Raw genomic sequence first — 23,121 nt, forward strand, 5'->3', positions numbered from 1 at the left:
TCTATCCGGCCAATCAACATATACGCTGTACTGCCCCGCTCCAGATTTCAGCATGGACCCAACGGCGCGAGCCCGTCAATCCCGCCCATTACGGCACTTGCGAGCTTGTTGCGCAAGTGTATAAATAGCCCTCCATGAAATTTTCTCGGTTTTTTTCAGCAAAAAAAGGGCTTCGATGAGCGCTTTCGGATCACAATCCATGGCAGCGCCGCTGCGACGCGTGCTGATGCGGTCGGCGGCCAACGCGATGCGCGACGCCGACAGAGCCGCCTGGCACTATGGCCCGGGATTCAATCCAGCGAAAGCGGCATCGCAGCACGCGGCCCTTGCTGAACTGGTGGCGGCCTCCGGCGCCGAAATCGAATGGATCGAGGACAAGGCCGACGGACTTTCGGACTCGGTGTTCACGCACGACCCATCGCTGATGACCAACCGCGGCGCACTGATTCTGTCCATGGGCAAGCCGTTGCGCGCCCGGGAGCCTTCGCTGCATGAGGAGACCTACAGGAGACTGGGCATTCCGATCCTCGGCCGCGTCGAGGCCCCAGGCCAGGTCGAAGGCGGTGACTGTGTCTGGCTGGATGCGCGCACGCTGGTGATCGGGCGCGGTGTCCGTTCCAACCAGGAAGGCATCCAGCAGATCTCCAACCTGCTGACGCCGCTGGGCGTATCGGTCTACGGCTTTGACCTTCCGTTGTGGCAGGGCGAAGAGGCCTGCCTGCATCTGATGTCGGTGATCAGCCCGCTGGCCGATGACCTTGCTTTGGTCTATTCACCGCTTTTGCCGGCCCCGTTCTATCAGATGCTGAAGGCGCGCGGCATCCGTCTGGTCGAAGGCGATGCCGAAGAGTTCGCGGCTTCCAACGGCCTCAGCCTGAACGTGCTGCCGACCAATCCGCTCCAGGTCATTGCCGTCGCAGGCTTTCCCAAGACCAAGGCCGCGATGGAAGCCGCCGGCTGCACGGTCGAAATCTTCGAGGCCGATGCGCTCTGCATCGCCTGTGAAGGCGGGCCGACATGCCTGACGCGGCCGATTCTGCGCCAATGAATGCGCCATCCCGCCGCAGGTTCCGTCGCGAGGGCGAGGAGCGGCGGCGGCAGGATTTGATCGAGGCAACTCTGGACAGCGTGGCGGAACGTGGTCTGCAGGGCGCCACCTTGCGCACCATCGCATTGCGCGCCGGCGTCACCGCCGGGCTGATCCGGCACTATTTTCCCGGCAAGGAAGAATTGCTGCAGGAAGCCTATGCTGCCCTCATGGGCCGCATGACCGAGCAGGCGAAAGCGGCGTTGGCCATGGAAGATGCCTCGCCGCGCCAGCGCCTTGCGGCTTTCGTTACCGCCAACCTCAACGTGCCGATCATCGACGCGCGAGTGTTTTCGCTCTGGGCAACCTTCATCGGCCGCGCCGGTGCGGATCCAAGCCTGGCTCGCGCCCACCGCGAAGGCTACCTTGGCTTTCGCAACGAGGTGGAAGCCGTTGTGGCCGAGGTGCTCGCCGCCGAACGGCGCGAGCCGGACGCAAGCCAGTTGCGCCACCATGCCATCGCGATCAATGCAATCATCGACGGGCTCTGGATAGAAGGCTGCCTGGCCGGCGAGATGTTCTCGCCCGGCGAATTGGCGGCGATCGGCATCAAGACTGTCGAGGCCGAACTGGGCCTCGCGCCGCTAAAGCAATTCCAGGAAAAGTAAGATGCGGTTTTCCGTCCGGAATTGCGTTGAAAACAAAGGACCGAGCCGATCACTGTTTCCGAACAGTGATCGGCTCTAAGGGAAGACAATCAATGACAACACTAGGCGAAGCCCTGATCATGCTGCTCGAAGCGCACGGCGTCGATACCGTCTTCGGCATTCCCGGCGTCCACACGGTCGAGCTCTACCGTGGCCTGGCGCGCTCGAAGATCCGCCATGTCACGCCGCGCCATGAACAGGGCGCCGGCTTCATGGCCGACGGCTATGCCCGAGCCAGCGGCAGACCAGGGGTCGCCTTCGTCATCACCGGACCGGGGCTGACCAACACCATCACCGCCATGGGCCAGGCGCGCGCCGATTCGGTGCCGATGCTGGTCATATCAGGCGTCAACGCAATGCCGACGCTGGGCAAGGGGCTGGGCTTCCTGCATGAGCTCCCGGACCAGCGCGGCATGATGGAAAAGGTGGCGCTGTTGTCGCGGCGCGTCACCGAGGCAAGCGAATTGCCTGACGCGCTGGCGCAGGCCTTCGCGCTGTTTTCATCGTCGCGGCCGGGTCCGGTGCACATCGAGATCCCGACCGATGTCATGGTCGAGCCGGCCGACGACATTTCGGCGTTGTTGAGCAATGCGGCACCGCCGGCACCGGATGGCGCGGCCATTGCCAGTGCTGCCAAACTCATCGCCGCCGCGCGCCGCCCGCTGATCCTGGCCGGAGGCGGCGCCAAGCGGGCCGAGATGGCGCTGCGGCGCCTGGCCGAGACACTGGGCGCGCCGGTCGTCGAGACCACCAATGCGCGCGGCCTGCTGCACCGCCACCCGCTCTGCGTGCCGGCAAGCCCAAGCCTGAGGGCGGTTCGGGCGCTGATGGCCGAGGCCGATCTGGTGATTGCCGCCGGCACCGAATTCGGCCCGACCGACTATGACGGCTATGGCGACGGCGGCTTTGTGCTGCCATCCAACCTGATTCGCATCGACATCGGCGCCGACCAGCTCGCACGCCGCCCGGTGACGGTCGGCATCCAGGCCGACTGCACCGAGGCGATTGAAGCCTTGCTCGCCGCGATCGGCCCCACTCATCCTGCCGCGTCCGGCGGCGAGGCGCGCGCCGCCGCCGCACGCAAGGCGGCATCCGCCGAGCTGAGCCCGGCCTATCTGGCGCAGGTGCATGCCGTGGAGATGATCCGCGATGCCTTGCCGGGCGCCATCGTCGTCGGCGATTCGACGCAGCCGGTCTACGCCGCCAACCTCTATTACGATCACGACCGGCCAGGCGGCTGGTTCAACGCCGCCACCGGCTTCGGCGCGCTTGGTTACGGCCCGCCGGCGGCAATCGGCGCCGCACTTGCCGTGCCCGATGCGCCGGTTGTCTGCCTGACCGGCGATGGCGGCTTCCAGTTCACCTTACCCGAACTTGGCGCGGCGCTCGATGCAAAGGCGCCGGTCATCTTCGTGGTCTGGAACAACAGGGGCTATCGCGAGATCGAGACCTCGATGCTCGATGTCGGCGTCGAGCCCGTTGGGGTCTCGCCGGCGCCGCCGGATTTCTGCAAGCTGGCCGAAGCCTATGGCATATCAGCAGAACGGCTCGCCGATATCGGCGCCTTGCCGCAGGCCCTGAAGCGCGCCCGGGCAACCGGATTGCCTTGCGTCATCGAAATCACCGTCGATTGAAGGCTTCAGCCCAGCGTTGATCTCTCGTCTGCATCGGACCATTCGTCGGCTCGCCTGTTGTACCGCAACGGCCGCATGGCTGACGCTATTGCCATAATATGCGTTGTGACGCATGCAAAGACGCGACGGCTGCCATGTCGAGATATCAATTGAGTGATCGCCCGAAAGGCGCGACGCTTCGCGTCGGGGCGGCACAACAAGCGACACAATCATAAAAACACGACAGGAGCGGTCCAGGATGACGGAAACACTTCAAGGCAGGCATATCGTTGTGACCGGTGGGACCGGCGCTCTCGGCGGTGCGGTGGTTGGCCGGCTGCTGGAACAGGGCGCCATCTGCCACGTGCCGAACGCACACGCCGCGGCACCCCAGCAATTTCCTTTCACCGCCCACGACAACGTCAAGCTGGCGCACAATGTCGACCTGTCGGACTCCGCCAAGGTCGAAGCCTTCTATGCCCAGGTTCCTGCCTTGTGGGGATCGATCCATCTCGCCGGCGGCTTCACCATGGCGCCGGTGGAAAAGATCGAATCGGCATCCTTTGCCGAGATGATGGACACTAACGCCCGCACTACCTTCCTGTGCAGCCGCGCGGCGATCCGATCGATGCTGGCGTCGGGCACATCAGGCCGCATCGTCAACGTCACCGCGCGCGCCGGGCTCGACCCCAGGCGCGGCGCCGGCATGGTCGCCTACACCGCCAGCAAGGCGGCGGTCGCGGCCATGACGGTGGCGATGGCCGAAGAACTCAAGGCCAAGGGCATCCTGGTCAATGCCGTGGCCCCGTCGACGCTCGACACGCCGGCAAACCGCGCCGACATGCCGGATGCCGATTTCAGCAAATGGGTCAGCCTGGAAGCAGCGGCCGAAGCCATCGCCTATCTCGCCTCGCCGGCCAACCAGGCGATGAGCGGAACGCTGGTGCCGCTCTACGGCCGGGCCTGAGCGGCGAGCGTCGAAGTCGGGCACGCGGCATCCGATCCATCGGCATTGCGATAGCTGTAGATGCGCAGCGGCGATGAAGCTTTCGTCGGGCACTCCCGCAACCATGCCGGCGGCCGGCCTTCAATCAGGCCCGCCGCGAATGGATAGGCGGCTTCCAGTCCCGGCAATGGCGGGCCTCGCCAGGCGCAAATCGCGACATGCGTTGCCTTGGACGCATCGAGTATCGCGCGGGGGTCGGCGGTCGCCGGATCGAGGAAACGATAGCTGCGCTCGATGCCCTTGGCCGATGGATGGTTGGGGATCGTCACCACCTTGGGGCCCTCGGCGAGGGCGACGAAACGTGAGCCGATCAGCGGGGGAGAAAGAACGACGGCGCCAGAGGGCCAACCCTGTTCCGGTTCAAAAGGGCTGGAATAGCAGCCGTCGGCGAGTTCGGCGGCGGGAACCGCCGCTTGCGCCGGTTTCACCGACAGGTGGTACAGCACCATTGCTCCGGACAAAACCAGACCGGGCAGGATCAATGCGTATCTGTGCGATGCCGCCGGCACCGGAGATTTCAAATAGCGACCCAGCCCCGCACTCGGCAGGAGGCTCGCCAGGGCGAAGATGAGGCCGATGCCGGAGAAGATCGGCAGGTAGCGGTAGTAGCGGACATAACCGATCGCAAGCGCCAGCGAGAGCAGCGAGAACAGCGCCAATATGACGACAGGCCGGCTTCGACCTTCCGGCCTGGCGCAGATCACGGCTGGCGTGAGCGCGCCGATAAACAGCAGCGCCATGCTGAGAAAACCCGTCGACAGGACGACATCAGGGCGCCGAAACAGGCTCAATTCCTGGAGAATTCTGTTGATCATGTTGTCGCGGACATAGGCGTCGATCGAGGCATAGGGGCTGGCCAGGCATTGCGGGAACAACCCCGCCAGCACCGCCGCGCTGGCCGCCGCGAACACCAGTAGGATTGCTGTTCGCATCGGCCACCCTCCACGCCGGCCGGCAAGCAAGGGCACGAAGGCGAACGAGAGCCCGGCCGCGACCAATGCCGTGACATGCGGCGTCGAATAGGTGTCGCATCTGACCGCGGCATAGGCAGAAGGCGGCACGATCGCCGCGAACAGGCCGATTGCACCGGCGGTCAAGGTCAGCCCGAAACCGATGATCCTGTTTTGGCCGCCCTCGCGGTCGAAGATCCAGTCGAAGGCATAGACCGCCATCACCAGGGCGTAGAACGGCGCGAATTCGGCGCTGACGGCGATTGCCAGGGCCGTCAGCAGCCCGTTGACGAAGGCCGAAAGGCGGTTCTGCGACATCATCAAAACCAGCGCCGCCAGCAGAAGCAGGATCTGCAGATTGTGATAGTCGATCCGTCCCGGGGCGAATTCGAAAAAGCTGCGCGCGGCAAAGATCAAAGCCAACGGCAATGCAACGGCCGGGTAGGCAAAGCCGATGGCTGTCACCAGCCGATTGTAGAAATAGAGCGCGGGCGCCAACAGCAGCAGCGGGACGGCAAAGCTTGCCAGCGTCAGAGCCGGCTCGAAGCCGGAAAACGGCGCCAACAGGCGCGCGAAGGCGGCGTAGGGCAAGTCCACGATCCACGGCCAGTGTGAGACATAGGGCTCTGGCTGGACGATGCCGGGCAGCGTGCGGTCGAAGATATTGCCCGTTTCAAGCAAAGTACGGATTTCGTGCAGCTTGAGGAGATCGTCCGCGTCATTGTTGAGCTGGAAGCCCAGAGACCACAGAGCGGTCGTCAGGATCGCCATCGCGCAAAAGCAGAACAGGACAGGCGAGCTGGTGTAAAGGCGCAGCAACCCCGAAGGCTGCGCAGCGGCACGATTGGCGCCAGTGCTCATGGAAGTATTCCGTTGGACCACCGGCAAATACGCGATGAAGTTTATGTTCTCGTAAAGAAAAAGACCCGCCGGATCGCTCCGGCGGGTCTTTTTTGTAAGGCCGCACGCGAGGCGTGCTGTCGATGGCTGACGCCTTAGTTGCCCTGCTTCTTCAGCGCGGCACCCAGGATATCGCCCAGCGAAGCGCCGGAGTCGGTCGAGCCGTACTGGGCGACCGCCTCCTTCTCTTCGGCGATTTCCAGCGCCTTGATCGAGACCTGCAGCTTGCGGGTCTTCTTGTCGAAGGCGATGACGCGGGCATCGACCTTCTGGCCGACGGTGAAGCGCTCTGGGCGCTGCTCGTCGCGGTCACGGCTCAGATCGGAGCGCTTGATGAAGGTCTCGATGCCGCTGTCGACCAGCCGCACTTCCAGACCGCCATCCTTGACGCCGATGACTTCACAGGTGACCACGGCGTTCTTGCGCAGTTCTCCGGAAGTCGCTGCTTCGCCGACCGTGTCGCGGGCCAGCTGCTTGATGCCGAGCGAGATGCGCTCCTTCTCGATGTCGACGTCGAGCACCTGCGCCTTGACCATGTCGCCGCGATTGTACTCTTCGATGACCTGCTCGCCCGGACGGGTCCAGTCGAGGTCGGAGAGGTGCACCATGCCGTCCACGTCGCCTTCCAGACCGATGAACAGGCCGAACTCGGTCTTGTTCTTGACCTCGCCCTCGACCTGGCTGCCGACCGGATGGTTGCGCGCGAAGGCTTCCCACGGGTTCTCGAGCGTCTGCTTGAGGCCGAGCGAGATGCGGCGCTTGGCCGGATCGACCTCGAGCACCACCACGTCGACTTCCTGGGTCGTCGACAGGATCTTGCCGGGATGCACGTTCTTCTTGGTCCACGACATTTCCGAAACGTGGATGAGACCTTCGATGCCCGGCTCCAGCTCGACGAACGCGCCGTAGTCGGTGATGTTGGTGACGGTGCCTTTGATCTTCTTGCCGATCGGGAACTTGGTGCCGATCTCGGACCACGGATCGCTCTCGAGCTGCTTCATGCCGAGCGAGATACGGTGGGTTTCCTGGTTGATGCGGATGATCTGCACCTTGACCGTCTGACCGATGTTGAGAATTTCGGTCGGATGATTGACGCGGCGCCAGGCCATGTCGGTGACATGCAGCAGGCCGTCGATGCCGCCGAGGTCGACGAACGCACCGTAGTCGGTGATGTTCTTGACGACGCCTTCGACAACCTGGCCTTCTTCGAGGTTCTGCACGATTTCCGAACGCTGTTCGGCGCGGCTCTCCTCGAGCACGGTGCGGCGCGACACCACGATGTTGCCGCGGCGGCGATCCATCTTGAGGATCTCGAAGGGCTGCGGGTTGTGCATCAGCGGGGAGACGTCGCGGATCGGGCGGATATCGACCTGGCTGCGCGGCAGGAAGGCCACGGCGCCGTCGAGGTCGACGGTGAAGCCGCCCTTGACCTGGTTGAAGATGACGCCTTCGACGCGCTCACCCTTGGTGAACTTCTCTTCGAGACGGACCCAGCTCTCTTCGCGGCGGGCCTTCTCGCGGGAAAGCATCGCTTCGCCAAGCGCGTTCTCGATGCGCTCGACATAAACTTCGACGGTGTCACCGACCTTGAGGGTGGTGTCCTTGCCCTTGACGCCGAATTCCTTCAGCGGCACGCGGCCTTCGACCTTGAGGCCGACGTCGATGATGGCCATGTCCTTTTCGATCGCGGTGATCGTGCCCTTGACGACCTGACCTTCGCCGGAATGGCCGGTAGTGAATGATTCTTCGAGCAGGCTCGCGAAATCGTCGCGAGTGGGATTTGCAGCTGACATTGTTTCTCCTGGAGTGCCCCGCATCTCTGAGCGGGACGGGCGCCGTGGGTTAGCGTTGCGTTGGCCTGCCGGCGTTCCGGACTTAAAAAAGCCCTGGGCCGCATTTTAAGCGGCAATTTCGGCGCATGAAGAATGCTGGCAGGCTGGTTAGTGCCCGATATGGGTATTTTCTGCGCTTCCGGCAACGGAAACGCGGGAGAAAACCCGGATCAGGCGTTGTTTCTCCTGGCCAGCACGTCGTCAACGATCGCCATGGCCGCGAGAAACGCGGCTTCTATAGCCATTTCGCTGGTATCTAGCAAGTGCGCGTCGGCGGCCGGCTTCAAGGGCGAGTCGGCACGGCCCATGTCGCGCTCGTCGCGGCGCATGATATCGGCGAGGATTTCGGCGAAATTGGCGGTGCCGCCGATGCTTTCGATCTCTGCCAGCCGGCGCTTGGCGCGTACCTCCGCGCTCGCCGTCACATAGAGTTTGATGTCGGCATCAGGGCACACGACCGTGCCGATGTCGCGCCCGTCCAGCACCGCGCCCGGCGGCGTCCTGGCGAAGGCGCGCTGCTTTTCCACGAGAATGCGCCGCACCGTCGGATACACCGCAACTTTCGAGGCGGCCTCGCCGATGGCATGCGCCGACAGCACCGCCCGGTCGAGCTTTGCCATATCGACCTGGCGCGCCGCGGTCTCGGCCGCCGAGACATTGTCGAGCGGCAGCGCATGCTGAAGCAATGCATAGGCGACCGCCCGATAGGTGAGGCCGGTGTCGAGCAGGTTCAGCCGGTAGTGGTCGGCGAGACGCCGGGCGAGTGTGCCTTTGCCTGCACCGGCAGGGCCGTCTATGGCAATGGTGAAGACGTGAGTCATTGGCTGGCCAACGAAAGGGTTGGGCGCCGAGATCCTTCGCCGCCTGCCAAAGTGCCGCGGCTGTTGGTTGCCATGACCGTCACCCGATCTCCGCCCCGAGCCCCGTCATCAGTCCCATGAACTCCGGAAAGCTCGTCGCGATCATCGCCTGGTCGTCGATGGTGACAGGCTTTTCCGTCGCCAGCCCCATGACCAGAAAGCTCATGGCGATGCGGTGGTCGAGATGTGTCTGCACCGTCGTATCCAGGCCGTTGGGATGGCCGCCGAGGCCCTTGCCGCCCGGCCTGCCGCGCACGGCAAGCGACGCCTCGCCCTCGTTGCAGTCGACGCCGTTGAGCTTCAGCCCGTTGGCGACGGCCGACAGCCGGTCGGATTCCTTCACGCGCAATTCTTCCAGCCCCTGCATCAGCGTCTCGCCCTCGGCGAAGCTGGCGGCGACAGCCAGCACCGGGTACTCGTCGATCATCGACGGTGCCCGCTCCGGCGGCACGGTGACGCCCTTGAGTTCGGAATAACGCACGCGCAGATCGGCGACGTCCTCGCCGCCGGCATTGCGTGGGTTCAAGATGTCGATCTGGCCGCCCATTTCCTGCAGCGTCAGCAGCAAGCCGGTGCGGGTCGGGTTCATCAGCACGTTTTCGATCACGATGTCCGAGCCCGGCACGATCAGCGCGGCGACCAGCGGGAAGCCGGCAGAGGACGGGTCGCCGGGCACGGCGATCGTCTGGCCGGTCAGCTTGCCTTGGCCCTCGATGAAGATATGGCGCACGCCGCGCTCGTCGGTCTCGACCGACAGATTGGCGCCGAAGCCTTTGAGCATCTTTTCGGTGTGGTCACGCGTCATCACCGGTTCGATGACGGTGGTGATGCCTGGCGTGTTGAGGCCGGCGAGCAATACCGCCGACTTCACCTGCGCGGAGGCCATCGGCACCCGGTAGGTGATCGGGGCGGCGTGCTTGGGGCCATGCAGCGTGATCGGCATGCGGTCGCCGGGCGTCGCCTTCAGCACCTGCACGCCCATCTGGCGCAGCGGTTCCAGCACGCGGCCCATCGGCCGGCCCGACAGCGAGGCGTCGCCGATGAAGGTGGTTTCCATGTCATAGGTGCCGACGAGACCCATGGTGAGCCGCGAGCCGGTGCCGGCATTGCCGAAGTCGAGCGGGCCTTCCGGCTGCAGCAGCGCGCCGTTGCCGGTGCCGCGGATCACCCATTCGGCGCCGCGCTTTTCGATATGCGCGCCCATCGCCTTCATGGCCGCGCCTGTGCGCATCACGTCCTCGCCCTCGAGCAGGCCGGTGATGCGGGTTTCGCCGGAGGCGAGGCCGCCGAACATGAAGGAGCGGTGCGAGATCGACTTGTCGCCCGGCACGCGCGCGGTGCCGGAAAGGGCTTGAGATTTGCGGGCGGTGGCCGGCTTGGCAGCGGCGGCGTGAGACATGGAATTTCCCTGGACGGAATGCCGGCGAGCCGGCGCTTTTCATTTGTTGCGGCGGTCTCGTATCACGGCGAGGCGAAATGGTCATCCCCATGGTCGTCACTTGCCGCGAGGCCTTTCAGGACTTGGTTTTGTGACGCCGGCTTTTGGCTTTGACAGCGCCGCAAACAGTGGTTAAGGGGACCACTCTTTTATTGACGAGGCTTGCCGTGGCAAAAACCGAACTTGGCACAAAGCGTATCGACCCCGAGACGGGTCGAAAATTCTACGACCTGAACAAGGACCCGATTGTCTCGCCCTACACCGGCAAGACCTATCCGCGTTCCTATTTCGAGGAAGGCAAGATCGCCGCCCTCGAGGAGGAAGAGGAAGTGGCCGAGAAGGAAGTGGACGCCGAGGACGAAGAGGGCGTTGAAGTCGTCTCGCTCGAAGAGGCCGACGACGACGTCAAGGGCGACGACCTGCCCGATCTCGGCGATGACGAGGACGTCGACCTCGGCGACGATGAGGATGACACTTTCCTCGCCGACGAAGAGGAAGAAGACGACGACGTTGCCGACATGATCGGCGTCGGCGACGACGACGACGAGGTCTGACAGGCCTGAAACGTAAGCGTTTGCAGGCTTTCTCGGCCTGTGAACAAAAAGCCGCTCATCAAGGCTTGATATCTGAGAAAGGCGGGGTTAGAAGCCGCCTGCACTAACGGCGCGGTGTTCCAACCCGCGCTGATCTCTTCGCCGGAAACGGCGCCGGCTGACTGCCGGGAGTGGGGCCATAGCTCAGTTGGGAGAGCGCTTGAATGGCATTCAAGAGGTCGTCGGTTCGATTCCGATTGGCTCCACCAAACAGTCTCCCAATGTTTTCAAGTTATTTGCCGTTTGCGTGTCCAGGGCTGCCATTCGGAAACCTGCCGGGGCACGGCCAGGAGCGTTTTTCGACTCCGAGACCAAGTTTGCGCGGCGGACTGACAGGAAAAAGCGGGAAAGCCGCGACCGAGCCTCAAGTTTCACCAGCACCGCAAGCCTTTAGGACTGCTCTTGGTACGGAAGCTTCACTTCGTCGTGCAAATGCGCGGCAACCAAGCGCGGTGTATGGTCGGGATCGTTCGACAGACCTTGGGATGGCGCAAGCAGATGACGGCCAAATAGCTTTGGCTTGACGGGGCGCTGGCCACTCCATCACTTCGCCCTTAGAGCGTTTCACCGTTTCATGGAAACGGCGAACCGCTCTAACTCTTTGTTTTGACGCAATTCCAGACGGAAAACCGCTCACACTTTTCCTGGAATTGCCCGTAGGCGGCGTCATGCTCGCAGTAGGTTGCGGCCGGCTTGTCGGTCATCATCGGCCCGATGAGACGCTACCGTCTCGACGGACGGGCCGATGAGCAGTGTCCGGTTCTGTATCGGTGCTTTCCGTCGAGCGCTTATAGAAAAGCCCAAATGCCAACAGGAAATATCCAACCTGCAGCATCATCAGCGTGAGGACGGTCCAAACGAGCGCTTTGCCGACAGATCCGGTTTCCATTTCGGCCCAGATCGCCACTACGGCCGACGTGGTGAACATCCCCACCAAAAATTGCGGAAAATACATGATTGCCCGCCCCCCGTTGTCGATAGCCCGCCGCTCCATTTGCGAAGCGGCGGGGCCCCCCATCTGCCCCCCGATTGCTGGGTGAGAGATGTCGCCGGCATTGCCGACAGTGCAATGACGGTGCCAGACACGGTGACCCATTAAGGGACACCTATGCCGACGATTGCAAGACCGGATAGCTGATTAACATTACCTGTGGCTAATATGCACCTAGGGGTCGGAAGGGACGGAGCGAACCTCGCCAGCGCGAGTTTCGGCCGCCGCCCCCTCCGACTGTCGGGACGCCCGATCACGTGTCCGGAGGGCAATCGATAGCGCCTTCACCTCGATCGAACGTCGGCTTCCAGCAGTTCTCGGTTGCTCCTAGCCCGCATGCCTTCGAAGTCCGGAATGCATGTGACTTTCCCAGTCATCATTTCTCGGCTTGAGCCACCTCCAGGCGCCCGATGCGCTGCAACGGAAAGCCGCCAAGCAGGGTTCTCCAATCCGCCAGGGCCTGACGCCAGCGAGCCCGCCGAGGATCAGGCGCGGGTTCGATCGATCGAAGGGAATTTCCAATTTTAACCGCGGATTTGGAATAAACTAACTCTACAGAGTTTATAGAATAAGCAAAGTGCGGACGATCTGTTTCCCGGACAGGATTCCGCCATGCCCGCCTCTTTGCGCTCGCTCTCAACCCCGCCAGGAAGAGTCCGCCATCGCCACCGGCTCGCGGGAGGCAGGCCATGACCGGCGACGTTCCGGACCGCATCAAGGTCCTCTGGTTTCTACCGACACATGGCGACAGCCGCTATCTCGGCACCGCTGAGGGCGGCCGATCGGTCGATCTGCCCTACCTGACGCAAGTGGCGAAGGCCGCCGACACGCTGGGCTATTACGGCGCGCTGCTGCCGACCGGCCGGTCGTGCGAGGATTCCTGGGTGATCGCCTCGGCGCTGGTGCCGCTGACCGAGCGGCTGCGTTTCCTGGTCGCCGTGCGGCCCGGCTTGCAGTCGCCGACGCTCGCCGCGCGTATGACGGCGACGCTCGACCGCATCTCCAATGGCCGCCTGCTGATCAATGTCGTCACCGGCGGCGATCCGCTTGAGAACAAGGGTGATGGCATTTTCCTGTCGCATGCCGAGCGCTACGAGGTGACGCAGGAATTCCTGCGGATCTACAAGCGCGTGCTGAGCGGTGAGACGGTCGAGCACCAGGGCAAGCATTTCCACATCGAGGATGGGAGGCTGCTGTTCCCGCCCGTGCAGACGCCCTATCCGCCGCTCTATTTTGGCGGCTCGTCCGATGCCGGGTCGACAGTGGCGGCGCAGGAGATCGACAAATATCTGACCTGGGGCGAACCGCCCGCCGATGTCGAGCGCAAGCTGGACGCCGTGCGTGATCTGGCCGAAAAGGCAGGCCGAAAACTCTCCTTCGGCATTCGCCTGCATGTCATCGCACGCGAAACCACCGAGGAGGCCTGGGCCGCCGCCGACCGGCTGATCAGCCGCCTCGATGACGCGACCATTGCTTCGGCCCAGAAGGTCTTTGCCCGCATGGATTCGGTCGGCCAGGCGCGGATGAGCGCGCTGCATGGCGGCGATCGCGCCAAGCTCGAGATCGCCCCCAATCTGTGGGCCGGTGTCGGCCTGGTGCGCGGCGGCGCGGGGACAGCCCTGGTCGGCGACCCCGACACCATCGCCGAGCGCATCGATGAGTACCGGCGCCTCGGCATCGACACCTTCATTCTGTCCGGCTACCCGCATCTGGAAGAAGCCTATCGTTTTGGCGAACTGGTGCTGCCGAAATTGCCAACCGATCATCCGGTCAAAGCCCCCGGCGCATCCGTCAACACCGGCCCGTTCGGCGAGACCATCGCCGGCGACCATCGGCCGAAGTCGCTCGCCAGCGCCTCGTGAACGCGCTGCCTCCGGTCAGCCGACTGCGCGTCGCCATCATCGGCGGCGGCTTTTCCGGCGCGGCGCTGGCCTGGCATCTGGCGCGGGCGCATCGGCCGGAGCGCCTGTCGATCTCGGTGATCGAGCCACGCCCCACGGTCGGCGGCGGCCTGGCCTATTCCAGCGAAGAGCCGTCGCACCGGGTCAATGTGCCGGCCGTCAGAATGAGCATCGCTCCCGACGACCCGCAGCATTTTGCCCGCTGGCTGGCCGGCTCCGGCGAACTCGAGCGTGATGCGGACGCGATCTGGAAGAATGGCGACGCCTATCCGCGCCGGCGGGTGTTCGGCCGCTATGTCGCCGAGCACCTCGCGCCCTATCTGGCTTCAGGCGCGGTCTGTCATGTCGGCGGTCTCGCCACAGGCGTGACACGCGAAGCTAATGGCGCGGGCTGGGCTGTGCAGACCTCCGCCGGACCTGTCATCGCCGACATCGTCGTCCTCGCCGCCACGCATCCTGCTCCCGCAATCCCGGCAGCGCTTGCTTCCCTGGCCGAAGCGCCGGGTTTTGTCGCCGATCCCTACGCAGCGTCGGCACTTGCCAGGATCGAGCCGGACGCTTCCGTGTTGATCGTCGGCTCCGGGCTGACCTCGGCCGACATGGTCGCGGAACTCGATCGCCGCGGTCATCGCGGCCGCGTCCTGGCGCTGTCACGCCGCGGACTGCGCTCGCGCGGCCATCCTGATGTCCGGGGCGAACCCTTTGGCGATTTCGCATCGGCGCCGGCCACATCGGCGCTCGGTATGCTTCGCAAAATCCGCGCCACGCTGGCGGCGGCGCGCGAGGCCAATGTCAACTGGCAGTCCGTCTTCGACCAGTTGCGCCTGCAGGGGCCGGTTCTGTGGGCCGCCCTTGCTCCGCCGGAACGCGCAAGGCTGGTCCGCCGGCTGCGCGTGTTCTGGGACGTCCATCGCTTCAGGATCGCGCCGCAAATTGCTTCCGTGCTCGACCGCCGCAAGGCCGCCGGCACGTTCGACACCATTGCCGCCAGGCTTGTCGCGTCGAACGACGAGGGCGAGAACCTCGCGGTCAGCTTTCAGCGCCGCGGCCAGACACGGATCGAGACGGCCCGCTTCGATGCCGTCATCAACACGACGGGGCCTGCCCATGGGCGGGCGCTTCAGCTCAATCCGGCGCTGCGCTCCCTGGCCGAGGCCGGTTTGATTAGGGTCGACGCCTACGGACTCGGCATTGAGACAAATCTCGACAGCCGCGCCATCGGCCGGGATGGCGAGGCGGTCGCCGGGCTCTTTGTCGCCGGTCCGTTGGCGCGGGGCACCTTCGGCGAACTCATGGGCCTGCCGGAGGTCGCCCGCCATGCCCAGATGGTCGCGACCGAGATCGCAAGGCTGGTCGACGGGTTTCCGTCCGTCCAGGCGGTTGGCGCCAATGCCAGCGACGTTGCGACCGTGCGCTGACAAGCTGAAGCCGGCCTGGCCGGGCAAAATTGGTATTTCCGTCCCAAGTGGCCGCCAAAAACGGAAAATCCTACTTTGTATATATAATCAGTAGACATAATAAATATCGGTGAGATCCGGCCACGCCGGACCGATCAACGACACGGCCTGAAGGGGAGACAGTTCATGGCACACGCAGCAACCGACGCGGTCAAGTTCGCCTACTGGGTGCCGAATGTTTCGGGCGGCCTGGTGATTTCCAACATCGAGCAGCGCACCAACCATTCGGCCGAATATAACCGCAAGCTGGCGCAGATCGCGGAGAAGGCCGGCTTCGACTATGCGCTGAGCCAGATCCGTTTCACCGCCGGCTACGGCGCCGACGAACAGCATGAATCGGTTGCCTTCAGCCATGATCTGCTGGCGGCCACCACGACGCTGAAGGTCATCGCGGCGATCCTGCCCGGGCCGTGGAATCCGGCGCTGGCCGCAAAGCAGCTCGCCACCATCAGCTACCTGACCAATGGCCGCGTCGCCATCAACCTCGTCTCCGGCTGGTTCCGCGGCGAGTTCCACGCCATCGGCGAGCACTGGCTCGACCATGACGAGCGCTACCGCCGCTCCGAGGAATTCATCCGCGCCTTGCGTGGAATATGGACGCAGGACAGCTTCACCTTCCGCGGCGATTTCTACCGCTTCAACGAATATTCACTGAAGCCGAAGCCGCCACAGCCTTTGCCGGAAATCTTCCAGGGTGGCTCGTCGCGTGCCGCGCGCGACATGGCCTCGCGTGTCTCGGACTGGTACTTCACCAACGGCAACACGCCGGCCGAAATCGCCAAGCAGGTGGATGACATCAGGGCCAAGGCGAAGGCCAACAACCATTCGGTCAAGGTTGGCGTCAACGCCTTCGCCATCGTCCGCGAGACGGAGGACGAGGCCAAGGCGGTGCTCGCCGAAATCATCGCCAAGGCCAACCCCGAAGCGGTCAACGCCTTCGGCCACGAGGTCAAGAATGCCGGCAAGGCCTCGCCGGAAGGCGAGGGCAACTGGGCAAAATCCTCCTTCGACGATCTGGTCCAGTACAATGACGGCTTCCGTTCGAACCTGATCGGCACGCCAAGGCAGGTCGCCGAGCGCATCGTCGATCTCAAGCGCGCCGGCGCCGATCTCATCCTGCTCGGCTTCCTGCACTTCCAGGAAGAGGTCGAGTATTTCGGCAAGCATGTCATCCCGCTCGTTCGCGAGCTGGAAAATGCCGAGCAGGCTGCATCGCTGGCAGCGGAATAACCCTTTTCAAAACGCAGGCCGATCAGTCCGGCCTGCACACCAATGAAGGTTCCCAAGCGCGCTCGATCGATCGGGCGGCGATGAGGGTTCGTGCGCCTGCTGAAGCAATCGAGGACGATTGGAATGCCGTTGGCCAGCTATGCCCTTGGAATGATGGACGCCTCGGTCTACGCGCCGGAAGTCTTTGCGCGCGGCCTGCCGTCAACGCCCCAGCCGTCCGCCGTTGGCATCGTGCCGGCAGGGTCGATCGCGGATGCCGCCGCTCCGTTGCTTTCACTGCAGGGCATCGGCCTGTCGTTCGGCGGCGTCGTCGCGCTGGCCGATATCGACCTGTCGGTGCGCCCCGGCGAGATTCGCGCCATCATCGGCCCGAACGGCGCCGGCAAGAGTTCGCTGATCAACGTCATCAGCGGCGTCTACCGGGCGGATCGCGGCCATGTCCTGCTCGATGGCGTCCGTTATGGTCAGGTGCCGACGCAGCGGCTGGCGCATCTCGGCGTCGCCAGGACGTTTCAGAACCTTGCTCTGTTCAAGGGCCTCAGCGTCCTCGACAATGTCGCCTCCGGCCTCGCCTACAAGGTCCGCTCCAATTTTGCCGGGCAGGTGCTCGGCATCGGCCGCTCGCGTGGCGAACAGCGCGACTCCCTGAGCCGCGCCGACCAAATCCTCGAATTCCTCGACCTCACGGCGGTTCGCGATCGCCTCGCAGGCACGCTGCCTTACGGGCTGCAGAAGCGGGTCGAACTGGCCCGCGCGCTGGTCGCTGAGCCGCGCCTGCTTCTGCTCGACGAACCGATGGCCGGCATGACCGCAAGCGAGAAGAGCGAGATGGCAAGTTTCGTGCGTGCCGCGCGCGACCGCTTCGCCACCACGGTCGTGCTGATCGAGCATGATGTCGGTGTCGTCATGGGCCTGTCCGACCGCATCGCCGTTCTCGACTACGGCCGCAAGATCGCTGACGCCACGCCCGACGAAGTCAGGAACGATCAGCGCGTTATCGATGCCTATCTCGGCGTCGCCTCCGACAATGAGGACGGGGCAGGCATATGATCGCCGATTTCGACTACCAGTTCTTCATCGAAGTGCTCGTCGGCGGCCTGCTCTCCGGCGTCATGTACTCGCTGGTCGCGATCGGCTTCGTGCTGATCTACAAGACATCAGGCGTGCTCAATTTCGCGCAAGGCGCGCTGCTCTTGTTTGCGGCACTCACCTTCGTCAGCCTGGTCGAGCGCGGCGTTCCCTTCGCGCTGGCGCTGGTGGCCACCTTCGCCATTATGGTGGCGATCGGCATCGCCATCGAGCGCACAGTGCTCAGGCCACTCACCAACAAGCCGCCGATCACGCTGTTCATGGCGACGCTCGGCCTGTCCTACATCATCGAGGGCGCTGCCCAGCTGATCTGGGGCACGCAGGTCCACGGCCTCGACCTCGGCATCGAGGATGTGCCGCTGGAAGTCGGCGGCGTGCTGATCAGCCAGTTCGACATCTTCGCGGCGGTGGTGGCCGCCGGCATGGTTCTGCTGCTGTCGCTGTTCTTCCGCTACACCCGCATCGGGCTCTCCTTCCGCGCCGTTGCCGACGACCAGTTCGCCGCCCTGGCTGTCGGCCTCAGGCTGCCGCTGATCTGGGCGACCGTCTGGGCCGCCGCCGGCCTGGTCGCGCTGGTCGCGGGTCTGCTCTGGGGCGCCCGCCTCGGCGTGCAGTTCTCCCTGTCGCTGGTGGTGCTCAAGGCGCTGCCGGTGCTGGTGCTTGGCGGCTTCGATTCCATTCTCGGCGCCATCGTCGGCGGCCTCTTGATCGGCGCCAGCGAGAAACTCGCCGAGGTCTATATCGGCGACTATTTCGGCGGCGGCATCGAGAGCTGGTTCGCCTATGTCGTGGCGCTGGTCTTCCTGCTCATTCGCCCCTCCGGCGTGTTCGGCCAGAAGCTCGTGGAAAGGGTCTGAGCATGGCCGCGATCACAAGCGATCTCACCTCCGCACCGGTGCTGCCGAAATGGATCGCGCCCGTGCTGCTGCTTGCCTTTGCCTATGGCGTCGTGCCGTTGATCGGTTCGAGCTATCTGTTCGAGGCCATCCTGCTGCCGTTCCTGGCGCTCGGTCTTGCCGGCGTCGGGCTGAACATCCTCACCGGCTATGCCGGCCAGGTCTCGCTGGGCAGCGCCGCCTTCATGGCGGCGGGCGCCTTCGCCGCCTATAATTTCAACCTGCGTGTTGAAGGCCTGCCGCTGATCGGCAGCATCGTGCTCGCCGGCATCGTCGCCGCCGCGATCGGCATCGTCTTCGGCCTGCCGAGCCTACGGCTGAAAGGGTTCTATCTCGCCGTCTCGACGCTCGCCGCTCAGTTCTTCGTGCAATGGGCGCTGACCAAGTTCAGCTGGTTCTCCAACAACTCGGCGTCCGGTGTCATCGACGCGCCGAGGCTGTCTATCGGCGGTCTTGCGCTGGATGGCGCCGTCGGCCGCTATCTCTTTGCGCTGACCATCGTCAGCATCCTCACCTTCCTCGCCTATCGGCTCGTGTCGTCGCAGACCGGTCGCAACTTCATTGCCATCCGCGACAACGAGACCGCCGCCCGCATCATCGGCATTCCGGTGCTGAAGACCAAGCTGCTGGCCTTCGCCATCTCCTCCTTCATCATCGGCGTTGCCGGCGTCATCTGGGCCTTCGCCTATCTCAGGACCGTCGAGCCGGACGGCTTCGATCTCGACCGCTCGTTCCAGATCCTGTTCATCATCATCATCGGCGGCCTCGCTTCGATCCGTGGCGCTTTCTTCGGCGCCGCCCTGATCGTCGTCTTCCCGCTTGGCCTGTCGCGCCTCGGCGGCTTCCTGCTCGGCGATGTCTTCGACTCGGGCGTCCTCGACATGAGCCAGCGCATCGTGCTCGGCGCCCTCATCATCCTGTTTCTGATCCTGGAACCCGACGGGCTGGTGGCCCTGTGGGACAGGATCCGAAGACGGCTCCTGTTCGCCTGGCAGTCGACATGAGCCCTGCGGGGCAACCGCATCGAACTGAATCGGAAAATGAACCAGAGGCCGAACCAAGACGGCCCATACCGGGAGTATCTCGACCATGACCTTCCTCAGCACAATCAAGGCGGCGGCGCTGTCCGCGGCGATGATCGTGTCGGTGGCCTTGCCGGCCGCCCACGCCGACGAACAATACTTTCCGCTGCAGAGCTATCGCGTCGGTCCCTACGCGGCCGGCGGCACCGGCTTTTTCGGCGGCTTCATCGACTATCTCAATCTCATCAACATCCGCGACGGCGGCGTCAACGGCGTCAAGCTGACCTGGGACGAATGCGAGACCCAGTACGAGGTCGAGCGTGGCGTCGAATGCTATGAGCGGCAGAAGAGCCATGCGGGTGCGGCCGCATGGAATCCGCTTTCGGTCGGCATCGCCTATGCCATGATCGACCGCATCACCGCCGACAAGGTGCCGTTGATCACCGTCAACCATGGCCGCACCGACTCCACCGACGGCCGCGTTTTCCCTTACGTCTTCCCGCTGCTGCTCAATCCCTACAGCGAGACATCAGGCATCGTGAACTACATCGCCGCCAAGGAAGGCGGCATCGACAAGCTCAAGGGCAAGAAGATCGTCGTGCTCTATCACGGCTCGCCCTACGGCAAGGAGACCATCCCGATCTATGAATTGCTGGCGCAGAAATACGGCTTCACCGTGCAGCAGATCGAGGTGCCGCATCCCGGCAATGAGCAGCAGTCGCAATGGCTGACCATCCGCCGCGCCAAGCCGGACTTCGTCGTCCTGCGCGGCTGGGGCGTGATGAACCCGGCGGCGCTGAAGACGGCGGTCAAGGTCGGCTTCCCCGTCGACCATATTGTCGGCAATGTCTGGTCGAATTCGGAAGAGGACGTCATCCCGGCCGGCGACGCCGCCAAGGGCTACACCGCCATCACCACCCAGGCCTCCGGCAACACCTATCCGGTGGTGCAGGAGATCGTGAAGACTGTCTACGGCGCCAGCAAGGGCAACCTTGAAGACAAGTCGCGCATCGGCTCGGTCTACCACAATCTCGGCATCGTCAACGGCATCCTCAATGTCGAGGCGATCCGTGTCGCGCAAGAGAAATTCGGCCACCGCACGCTGACCGGCGATGAAGTCCGCTGGGGCTTCGAACATCTCAAGCTCGATCCGGCCAAGGTCGAGGCGCTCGGCGCCAAGGACCTGTTCCACTCCATCAATGTCAGCTGGGACAATCACGAGGGCGAAGGCTACGTGACCTTCCAGCAGTGGGACGGCAAGAAGTGGAACGTCGTCTCCGACTGGATCGCGCCGGACTGGGCGCTGCTGCGGCCAATCATCGAGAAATCCGCCGAAGCCTATGCCGCCGAGAAGGGCATCAAGCTGCGCACCGCCGATGATGCCAACGCCGTGACCACCAACTGATCAGCCAATGCCGGGCGCCACGGACAGCTTTCCGTGGCGCACCGCTCCTTACGGTTCTCGAACCGCGGAAGAAGAGCCCATGCCGGACAATGACGTCATCCTTGCGGTGGACACGATCCATGCCACCTATAACCACGCCATCACGGCGCTGCATGGCGTCAGCTTCGAGATCCGGCGCGGCGAAATCCTGGCGCTGCTCGGCGCCAACGGCGCCGGCAAGACCACGACGCTGAAGACCGTCTCCAACCTGCTGCCGGCGGAACGCGGCCAGGTCAATGCCGGTAGCATCCGCTATGACGGCGCCGATGTCTCTCGCCGCAAGCCCGGCGATCTGGTGCGCGCCGGGCTGGTGTCGGTGCTGGAAGGCCGCCACTGCTTCAAGAGCCTCACCGTCGAGGAAAACCTGGTCGCCGGCGGCATCGGCCGCAGCGGCCGCCGTGCCGAGATCAACGCGGATCTCGAGCGGATCTACGGCTATTTTCCCCGTCTCAAGGAGAAGCGTCGGACCCTGTCCGGCCTGACCTCCGGCGGCGAGCAGCAGATGGCGGCGATCGGCCGGGCGCTGATGTCGCGGCCGCGTCTGCTGGTTCTCGACGAGCCGTCGATGGGGCTGGCCCCGCTCATCGTCCAGGACATCTTCCAGACACTCAGAAAACTCAACCGCGAAACCGGCCTGTCGATCCTGGTCGCCGAGCAGAATTCCGCTGTCGCGCTGCGCTATGCCGACCACGCCACGGTGCTCGAAAACGGCGTCTCCGTTCTCACCGGCGCGGCCGCCAATCTTCGCCAGCGCGAGGACGTGCGCGCCTTCTATCTCGGTCAATCGACCACCGGCCAACAGCCCTCGCCGGCTGCCAAACCAGCCCATCTCCATGCCGTCGCTTGAACAAAATCTCAAGGAGCAGTGAAATGACCGTCTCGACCGTCAAAACAGACCACGCCTCCGCCGCCGTGCCGCCCGTTGCAAGGCCGTCGGCGCCGGCCCACATCATCCGGGATGACGCCGAAGCGATTGCGGTGGCCCACGCGCTTGCCGCCGAATTCGTCAAGGGCTCCTCGAAGCGCGACCGCGAGCGGATCTGGCCGGTCGCCGAACTCGACGCCTTCTCGCAGAGCGGCCTGTGGTCGATCAACGTACCCAAGGCGTTCGGCGGGCCGGAGGTGTCCTACGCGACGTTGGCCAAGGTGATCGAGATCATCTCGGCTGCGGATTCCTCGATCGGCCAGATCGCGCAGAACCATCTCGGCGTCGTCGCCGCCATCCGCACCGTTTCCGACGCGGACCAGCAGAAGCTGCTGTTTGCCGAGGCGCTGAAAGGCACGCGGTTCGGCAACGCCTTTTCCGAGTTCGGCTCCAAGCGCGCCGCCGATTTCGAGACCCGTTTCACCGATGCCGGCGACCATGTCGTCGTCAACGGCCGCAAATTCTATTCCTCCGGCGCTTTGCTTGCCCATCTGGTGCCGATCGTGGCGCTCGATGACGAGGGTCGCGCCTGGTATGCCATTGCCGACCGCGGAGCGCCGGGCCTGACGGTCATCGACGACTGGTCGAGCTTCGGCCAGCGCACGACCTTGTCGGGCACCGTCATCATCGACAATGTCAAGGTGCCGAAGACTTTTCTGGTGCCCGGCTACAAGGGCTACGACAAACCGACCGCCGACGGCGCCATCTTCCAGATCATCCAGGTGGCGGTCGACACCGGCATTGCCCAGGCGGCGATCGACGAGACGGTTCACTTCGTCAGGACGAAGAGCCGCGCCTGGATCGACAGCGGCGTCGACAATGCCTGGGACGATCCCTACACCATCCAGGCGGTCGGCGACCTGACGCTGCGCCTGCACGCCGCGCAGGCGCTGCTCGACAAGGCCGGCCTGGCGATCGACCGCGCGGTGGCCGAGCCGACCGCCGATACGGTGGCGCATGCGCAGATCGTCACTGCCGAGGCGAAGATACTGTCGACCGAAATCGCCATCGCCGCCACCAACAAGCTGTTCGAACTGGCCGGCACGCGTTCGACGCTGGCCGAGCACAATCTCGACAGGCATTGGCGCAATGCCCGCACCCACACGCTGCACGATCCGGTACGCTGGAAGTACTCGATCCTCGGCAAATATTTCCTAAACGGCGAAAATCCGCCGCTGCACGCCTGGAGCTGATTTCCCCTCGGCGGGCCGGGTGGCCCGCCACTTCAAACTTCGACATC

General features: G+C 64.1%; 19 protein-coding genes and 1 tRNA gene. 15 read left to right on the top strand and 5 right to left on the bottom strand.

Annotation, left to right across the window (positions count from 1 at the left end):
- Positions 1–175: 175 nt before the first annotated feature.
- The 4 genes from AB4Z43_RS12240 (at position 176) to AB4Z43_RS12255 (ending at position 4,314) form a co-directional block, all read left to right on the top strand.
- Positions 176–1,048: a dimethylarginine dimethylaminohydrolase family protein gene (locus AB4Z43_RS12240; protein ID WP_019862785.1), complete on the top strand. Its 873-nt coding sequence runs from the start codon at positions 176–178 to the stop codon at positions 1,046–1,048.
- Entirely contained in the window at positions 1,045–1,695 is a 651-nt protein-coding gene (locus tag AB4Z43_RS12245; protein ID WP_064984407.1) for a TetR family transcriptional regulator C-terminal domain-containing protein, read from the top strand. Before AB4Z43_RS12240 ends, AB4Z43_RS12245 begins: the two co-directional genes overlap by 4 nt.
- 92 nt (positions 1,696–1,787) lie before the next feature.
- Complete coding sequence (locus AB4Z43_RS12250) at positions 1,788–3,368, top strand: 5-guanidino-2-oxopentanoate decarboxylase (RefSeq protein WP_441937614.1); 1,581 nt, start codon at positions 1,788–1,790, stop codon at positions 3,366–3,368.
- Between the two features lie 238 nt (positions 3,369–3,606).
- Positions 3,607–4,314 carry an SDR family NAD(P)-dependent oxidoreductase gene (locus AB4Z43_RS12255; RefSeq protein WP_019862788.1) on the top strand — a complete coding sequence of 236 codons (708 nt, stop codon included), beginning with the start codon at positions 3,607–3,609 and terminating at the stop codon, positions 4,312–4,314.
- Here AB4Z43_RS12255 and AB4Z43_RS12260 read toward each other — a convergent pair.
- From AB4Z43_RS12260 to aroA, 4 genes are all read right to left on the bottom strand, one after another.
- Positions 4,299–6,164 carry a hypothetical protein gene (locus AB4Z43_RS12260; RefSeq protein WP_441937616.1) on the bottom strand — a complete coding sequence of 622 codons (1,866 nt, stop codon included), beginning with the start codon at positions 6,162–6,164 and terminating at the stop codon, positions 4,299–4,301. The genes AB4Z43_RS12255 and AB4Z43_RS12260 overlap by 16 nt on opposite strands.
- 134 nt (positions 6,165–6,298) lie before the next feature.
- Positions 6,299–7,996: a 30S ribosomal protein S1 gene (gene rpsA / locus AB4Z43_RS12265; protein ID WP_010913037.1), complete on the bottom strand. Its 1,698-nt coding sequence runs from the start codon at positions 7,994–7,996 to the stop codon at positions 6,299–6,301.
- A gap of 209 nt (positions 7,997–8,205) precedes the next feature.
- Entirely contained in the window at positions 8,206–8,856 is a 651-nt protein-coding gene (gene cmk, locus AB4Z43_RS12270; protein WP_019862791.1) for a (d)CMP kinase, read from the bottom strand.
- A 79-nt stretch (positions 8,857–8,935) separates the two neighbouring features.
- Positions 8,936–10,294 (bottom strand): 3-phosphoshikimate 1-carboxyvinyltransferase, encoded by a 1,359-nt coding sequence (gene aroA, locus AB4Z43_RS12275; protein ID WP_069090822.1) that lies wholly within the window; start codon positions 10,292–10,294, stop codon positions 8,936–8,938.
- 206 nt (positions 10,295–10,500) lie between these two features.
- Here aroA and AB4Z43_RS12280 point away from each other — a divergent pair, with 206 nt between their 5' ends.
- On the top strand, positions 10,501–10,887 hold the full coding sequence (locus AB4Z43_RS12280; RefSeq protein WP_027047671.1) for a TIGR02300 family protein: 387 nt from the start codon (positions 10,501–10,503) through the stop codon (positions 10,885–10,887).
- A 172-nt stretch (positions 10,888–11,059) separates the two neighbouring features.
- Positions 11,060–11,135, top strand: a tRNA-Ala gene (locus AB4Z43_RS12285).
- Positions 11,136–11,629: 494 nt separating this feature from the next.
- Here AB4Z43_RS12285 and AB4Z43_RS12290 read toward each other — a convergent pair.
- A complete protein-coding gene (locus AB4Z43_RS12290) occupies positions 11,630–11,881 on the bottom strand; it encodes a hypothetical protein (protein WP_441937619.1) in 252 nt (83 codons plus the stop codon).
- A 725-nt stretch (positions 11,882–12,606) separates the two neighbouring features.
- Between AB4Z43_RS12290 and ssuD the strand changes: the two genes are divergently transcribed.
- The 9 genes from ssuD (at position 12,607) to AB4Z43_RS12335 (ending at position 23,074) form a co-directional block, all read left to right on the top strand.
- The gene (gene ssuD / locus AB4Z43_RS12295; RefSeq protein ID WP_441937621.1) at positions 12,607–13,779 is read left to right on the top strand and encodes an FMNH2-dependent alkanesulfonate monooxygenase; all 1,173 of its coding nucleotides are present in this window, start codon (positions 12,607–12,609) and stop codon (positions 13,777–13,779) included.
- On the top strand, positions 13,776–15,236 hold the full coding sequence (locus tag AB4Z43_RS12300) for an FAD/NAD(P)-binding protein (RefSeq protein WP_441937623.1): 1,461 nt from the start codon (positions 13,776–13,778) through the stop codon (positions 15,234–15,236). The genes ssuD and AB4Z43_RS12300 overlap by 4 nt, the downstream gene beginning before the upstream one ends.
- A 165-nt stretch (positions 15,237–15,401) precedes the next feature.
- Positions 15,402–16,505 (top strand): dimethylsulfone monooxygenase SfnG, encoded by a 1,104-nt coding sequence (sfnG, locus tag AB4Z43_RS12305; RefSeq protein WP_064984414.1) that lies wholly within the window; start codon positions 15,402–15,404, stop codon positions 16,503–16,505.
- Between the two features lie 123 nt (positions 16,506–16,628).
- Complete coding sequence (locus AB4Z43_RS12310; RefSeq protein ID WP_441937625.1) at positions 16,629–17,555, top strand: ABC transporter ATP-binding protein; 927 nt, start codon at positions 16,629–16,631, stop codon at positions 17,553–17,555.
- A complete protein-coding gene (locus tag AB4Z43_RS12315) occupies positions 17,552–18,451 on the top strand; it encodes a branched-chain amino acid ABC transporter permease (protein WP_441937627.1) in 900 nt (299 codons plus the stop codon). Before AB4Z43_RS12310 ends, AB4Z43_RS12315 begins: the two co-directional genes overlap by 4 nt.
- 2 nt (positions 18,452–18,453) lie before the next feature.
- Positions 18,454–19,494 carry a branched-chain amino acid ABC transporter permease gene (locus AB4Z43_RS12320; RefSeq protein ID WP_064984419.1) on the top strand — a complete coding sequence of 347 codons (1,041 nt, stop codon included), beginning with the start codon at positions 18,454–18,456 and terminating at the stop codon, positions 19,492–19,494.
- A gap of 85 nt (positions 19,495–19,579) precedes the next feature.
- Entirely contained in the window at positions 19,580–20,917 is a 1,338-nt protein-coding gene (locus tag AB4Z43_RS12325) for an ABC transporter substrate-binding protein (protein ID WP_441937629.1), read from the top strand.
- A 79-nt stretch (positions 20,918–20,996) separates the two neighbouring features.
- A complete protein-coding gene (locus AB4Z43_RS12330; RefSeq protein ID WP_441937631.1) occupies positions 20,997–21,803 on the top strand; it encodes an ABC transporter ATP-binding protein in 807 nt (268 codons plus the stop codon).
- 23 nt (positions 21,804–21,826) lie between these two features.
- Entirely contained in the window at positions 21,827–23,074 is a 1,248-nt protein-coding gene (locus AB4Z43_RS12335; protein WP_441937633.1) for an SfnB family sulfur acquisition oxidoreductase, read from the top strand.
- Positions 23,075–23,121: the final 47 nt, after the last annotated feature.

This window comes from Mesorhizobium sp. 2RAF45, from assembly GCF_052115225.1.
In the GTDB taxonomy this organism is placed as follows: domain Bacteria; phylum Pseudomonadota; class Alphaproteobacteria; order Rhizobiales; family Rhizobiaceae; genus Mesorhizobium; species Mesorhizobium jarvisii.

Bases quoted from the DNA above. Each gene is read 5' to 3' on its own strand.
- AB4Z43_RS12320 (WP_064984419.1), top strand. From the start codon at position 18,454: ATGGCCGCGATCACAAGCGATCTCACCTCCGCACCGGTGCTGCCGAAA.
- AB4Z43_RS12260 (WP_441937616.1), bottom strand. From the start codon at position 6,164: ATGAGCACTGGCGCCAATCGTGCCGCTGCGCAGCCTTCGGGGTTGCTG.
- AB4Z43_RS12245 (WP_064984407.1), top strand. From the start codon at position 1,045: ATGAATGCGCCATCCCGCCGCAGGTTCCGTCGCGAGGGCGAGGAGCGG.
- AB4Z43_RS12315 (WP_441937627.1), top strand. From the start codon at position 17,552: ATGATCGCCGATTTCGACTACCAGTTCTTCATCGAAGTGCTCGTCGGC.
- AB4Z43_RS12335 (WP_441937633.1), top strand. From the start codon at position 21,827: ATGACCGTCTCGACCGTCAAAACAGACCACGCCTCCGCCGCCGTGCCG.
- AB4Z43_RS12310 (WP_441937625.1), top strand. From the start codon at position 16,629: ATGCCGTTGGCCAGCTATGCCCTTGGAATGATGGACGCCTCGGTCTAC.
- ssuD (WP_441937621.1), top strand. From the start codon at position 12,607: ATGACCGGCGACGTTCCGGACCGCATCAAGGTCCTCTGGTTTCTACCG.
- AB4Z43_RS12290 (WP_441937619.1), bottom strand. From the start codon at position 11,881: ATGTATTTTCCGCAATTTTTGGTGGGGATGTTCACCACGTCGGCCGTA.
- cmk (WP_019862791.1), bottom strand. From the start codon at position 8,856: ATGACTCACGTCTTCACCATTGCCATAGACGGCCCTGCCGGTGCAGGC.
- AB4Z43_RS12255 (WP_019862788.1), top strand. From the start codon at position 3,607: ATGACGGAAACACTTCAAGGCAGGCATATCGTTGTGACCGGTGGGACC.
- AB4Z43_RS12325 (WP_441937629.1), top strand. From the start codon at position 19,580: ATGACCTTCCTCAGCACAATCAAGGCGGCGGCGCTGTCCGCGGCGATG.
- rpsA (WP_010913037.1), bottom strand. From the start codon at position 7,996: ATGTCAGCTGCAAATCCCACTCGCGACGATTTCGCGAGCCTGCTCGAA.
- AB4Z43_RS12240 (WP_019862785.1), top strand. From the start codon at position 176: ATGAGCGCTTTCGGATCACAATCCATGGCAGCGCCGCTGCGACGCGTG.
- AB4Z43_RS12250 (WP_441937614.1), top strand. From the start codon at position 1,788: ATGACAACACTAGGCGAAGCCCTGATCATGCTGCTCGAAGCGCACGGC.
- AB4Z43_RS12330 (WP_441937631.1), top strand. From the start codon at position 20,997: ATGCCGGACAATGACGTCATCCTTGCGGTGGACACGATCCATGCCACC.
- aroA (WP_069090822.1), bottom strand. From the start codon at position 10,294: ATGTCTCACGCCGCCGCTGCCAAGCCGGCCACCGCCCGCAAATCTCAA.
- sfnG (WP_064984414.1), top strand. From the start codon at position 15,402: ATGGCACACGCAGCAACCGACGCGGTCAAGTTCGCCTACTGGGTGCCG.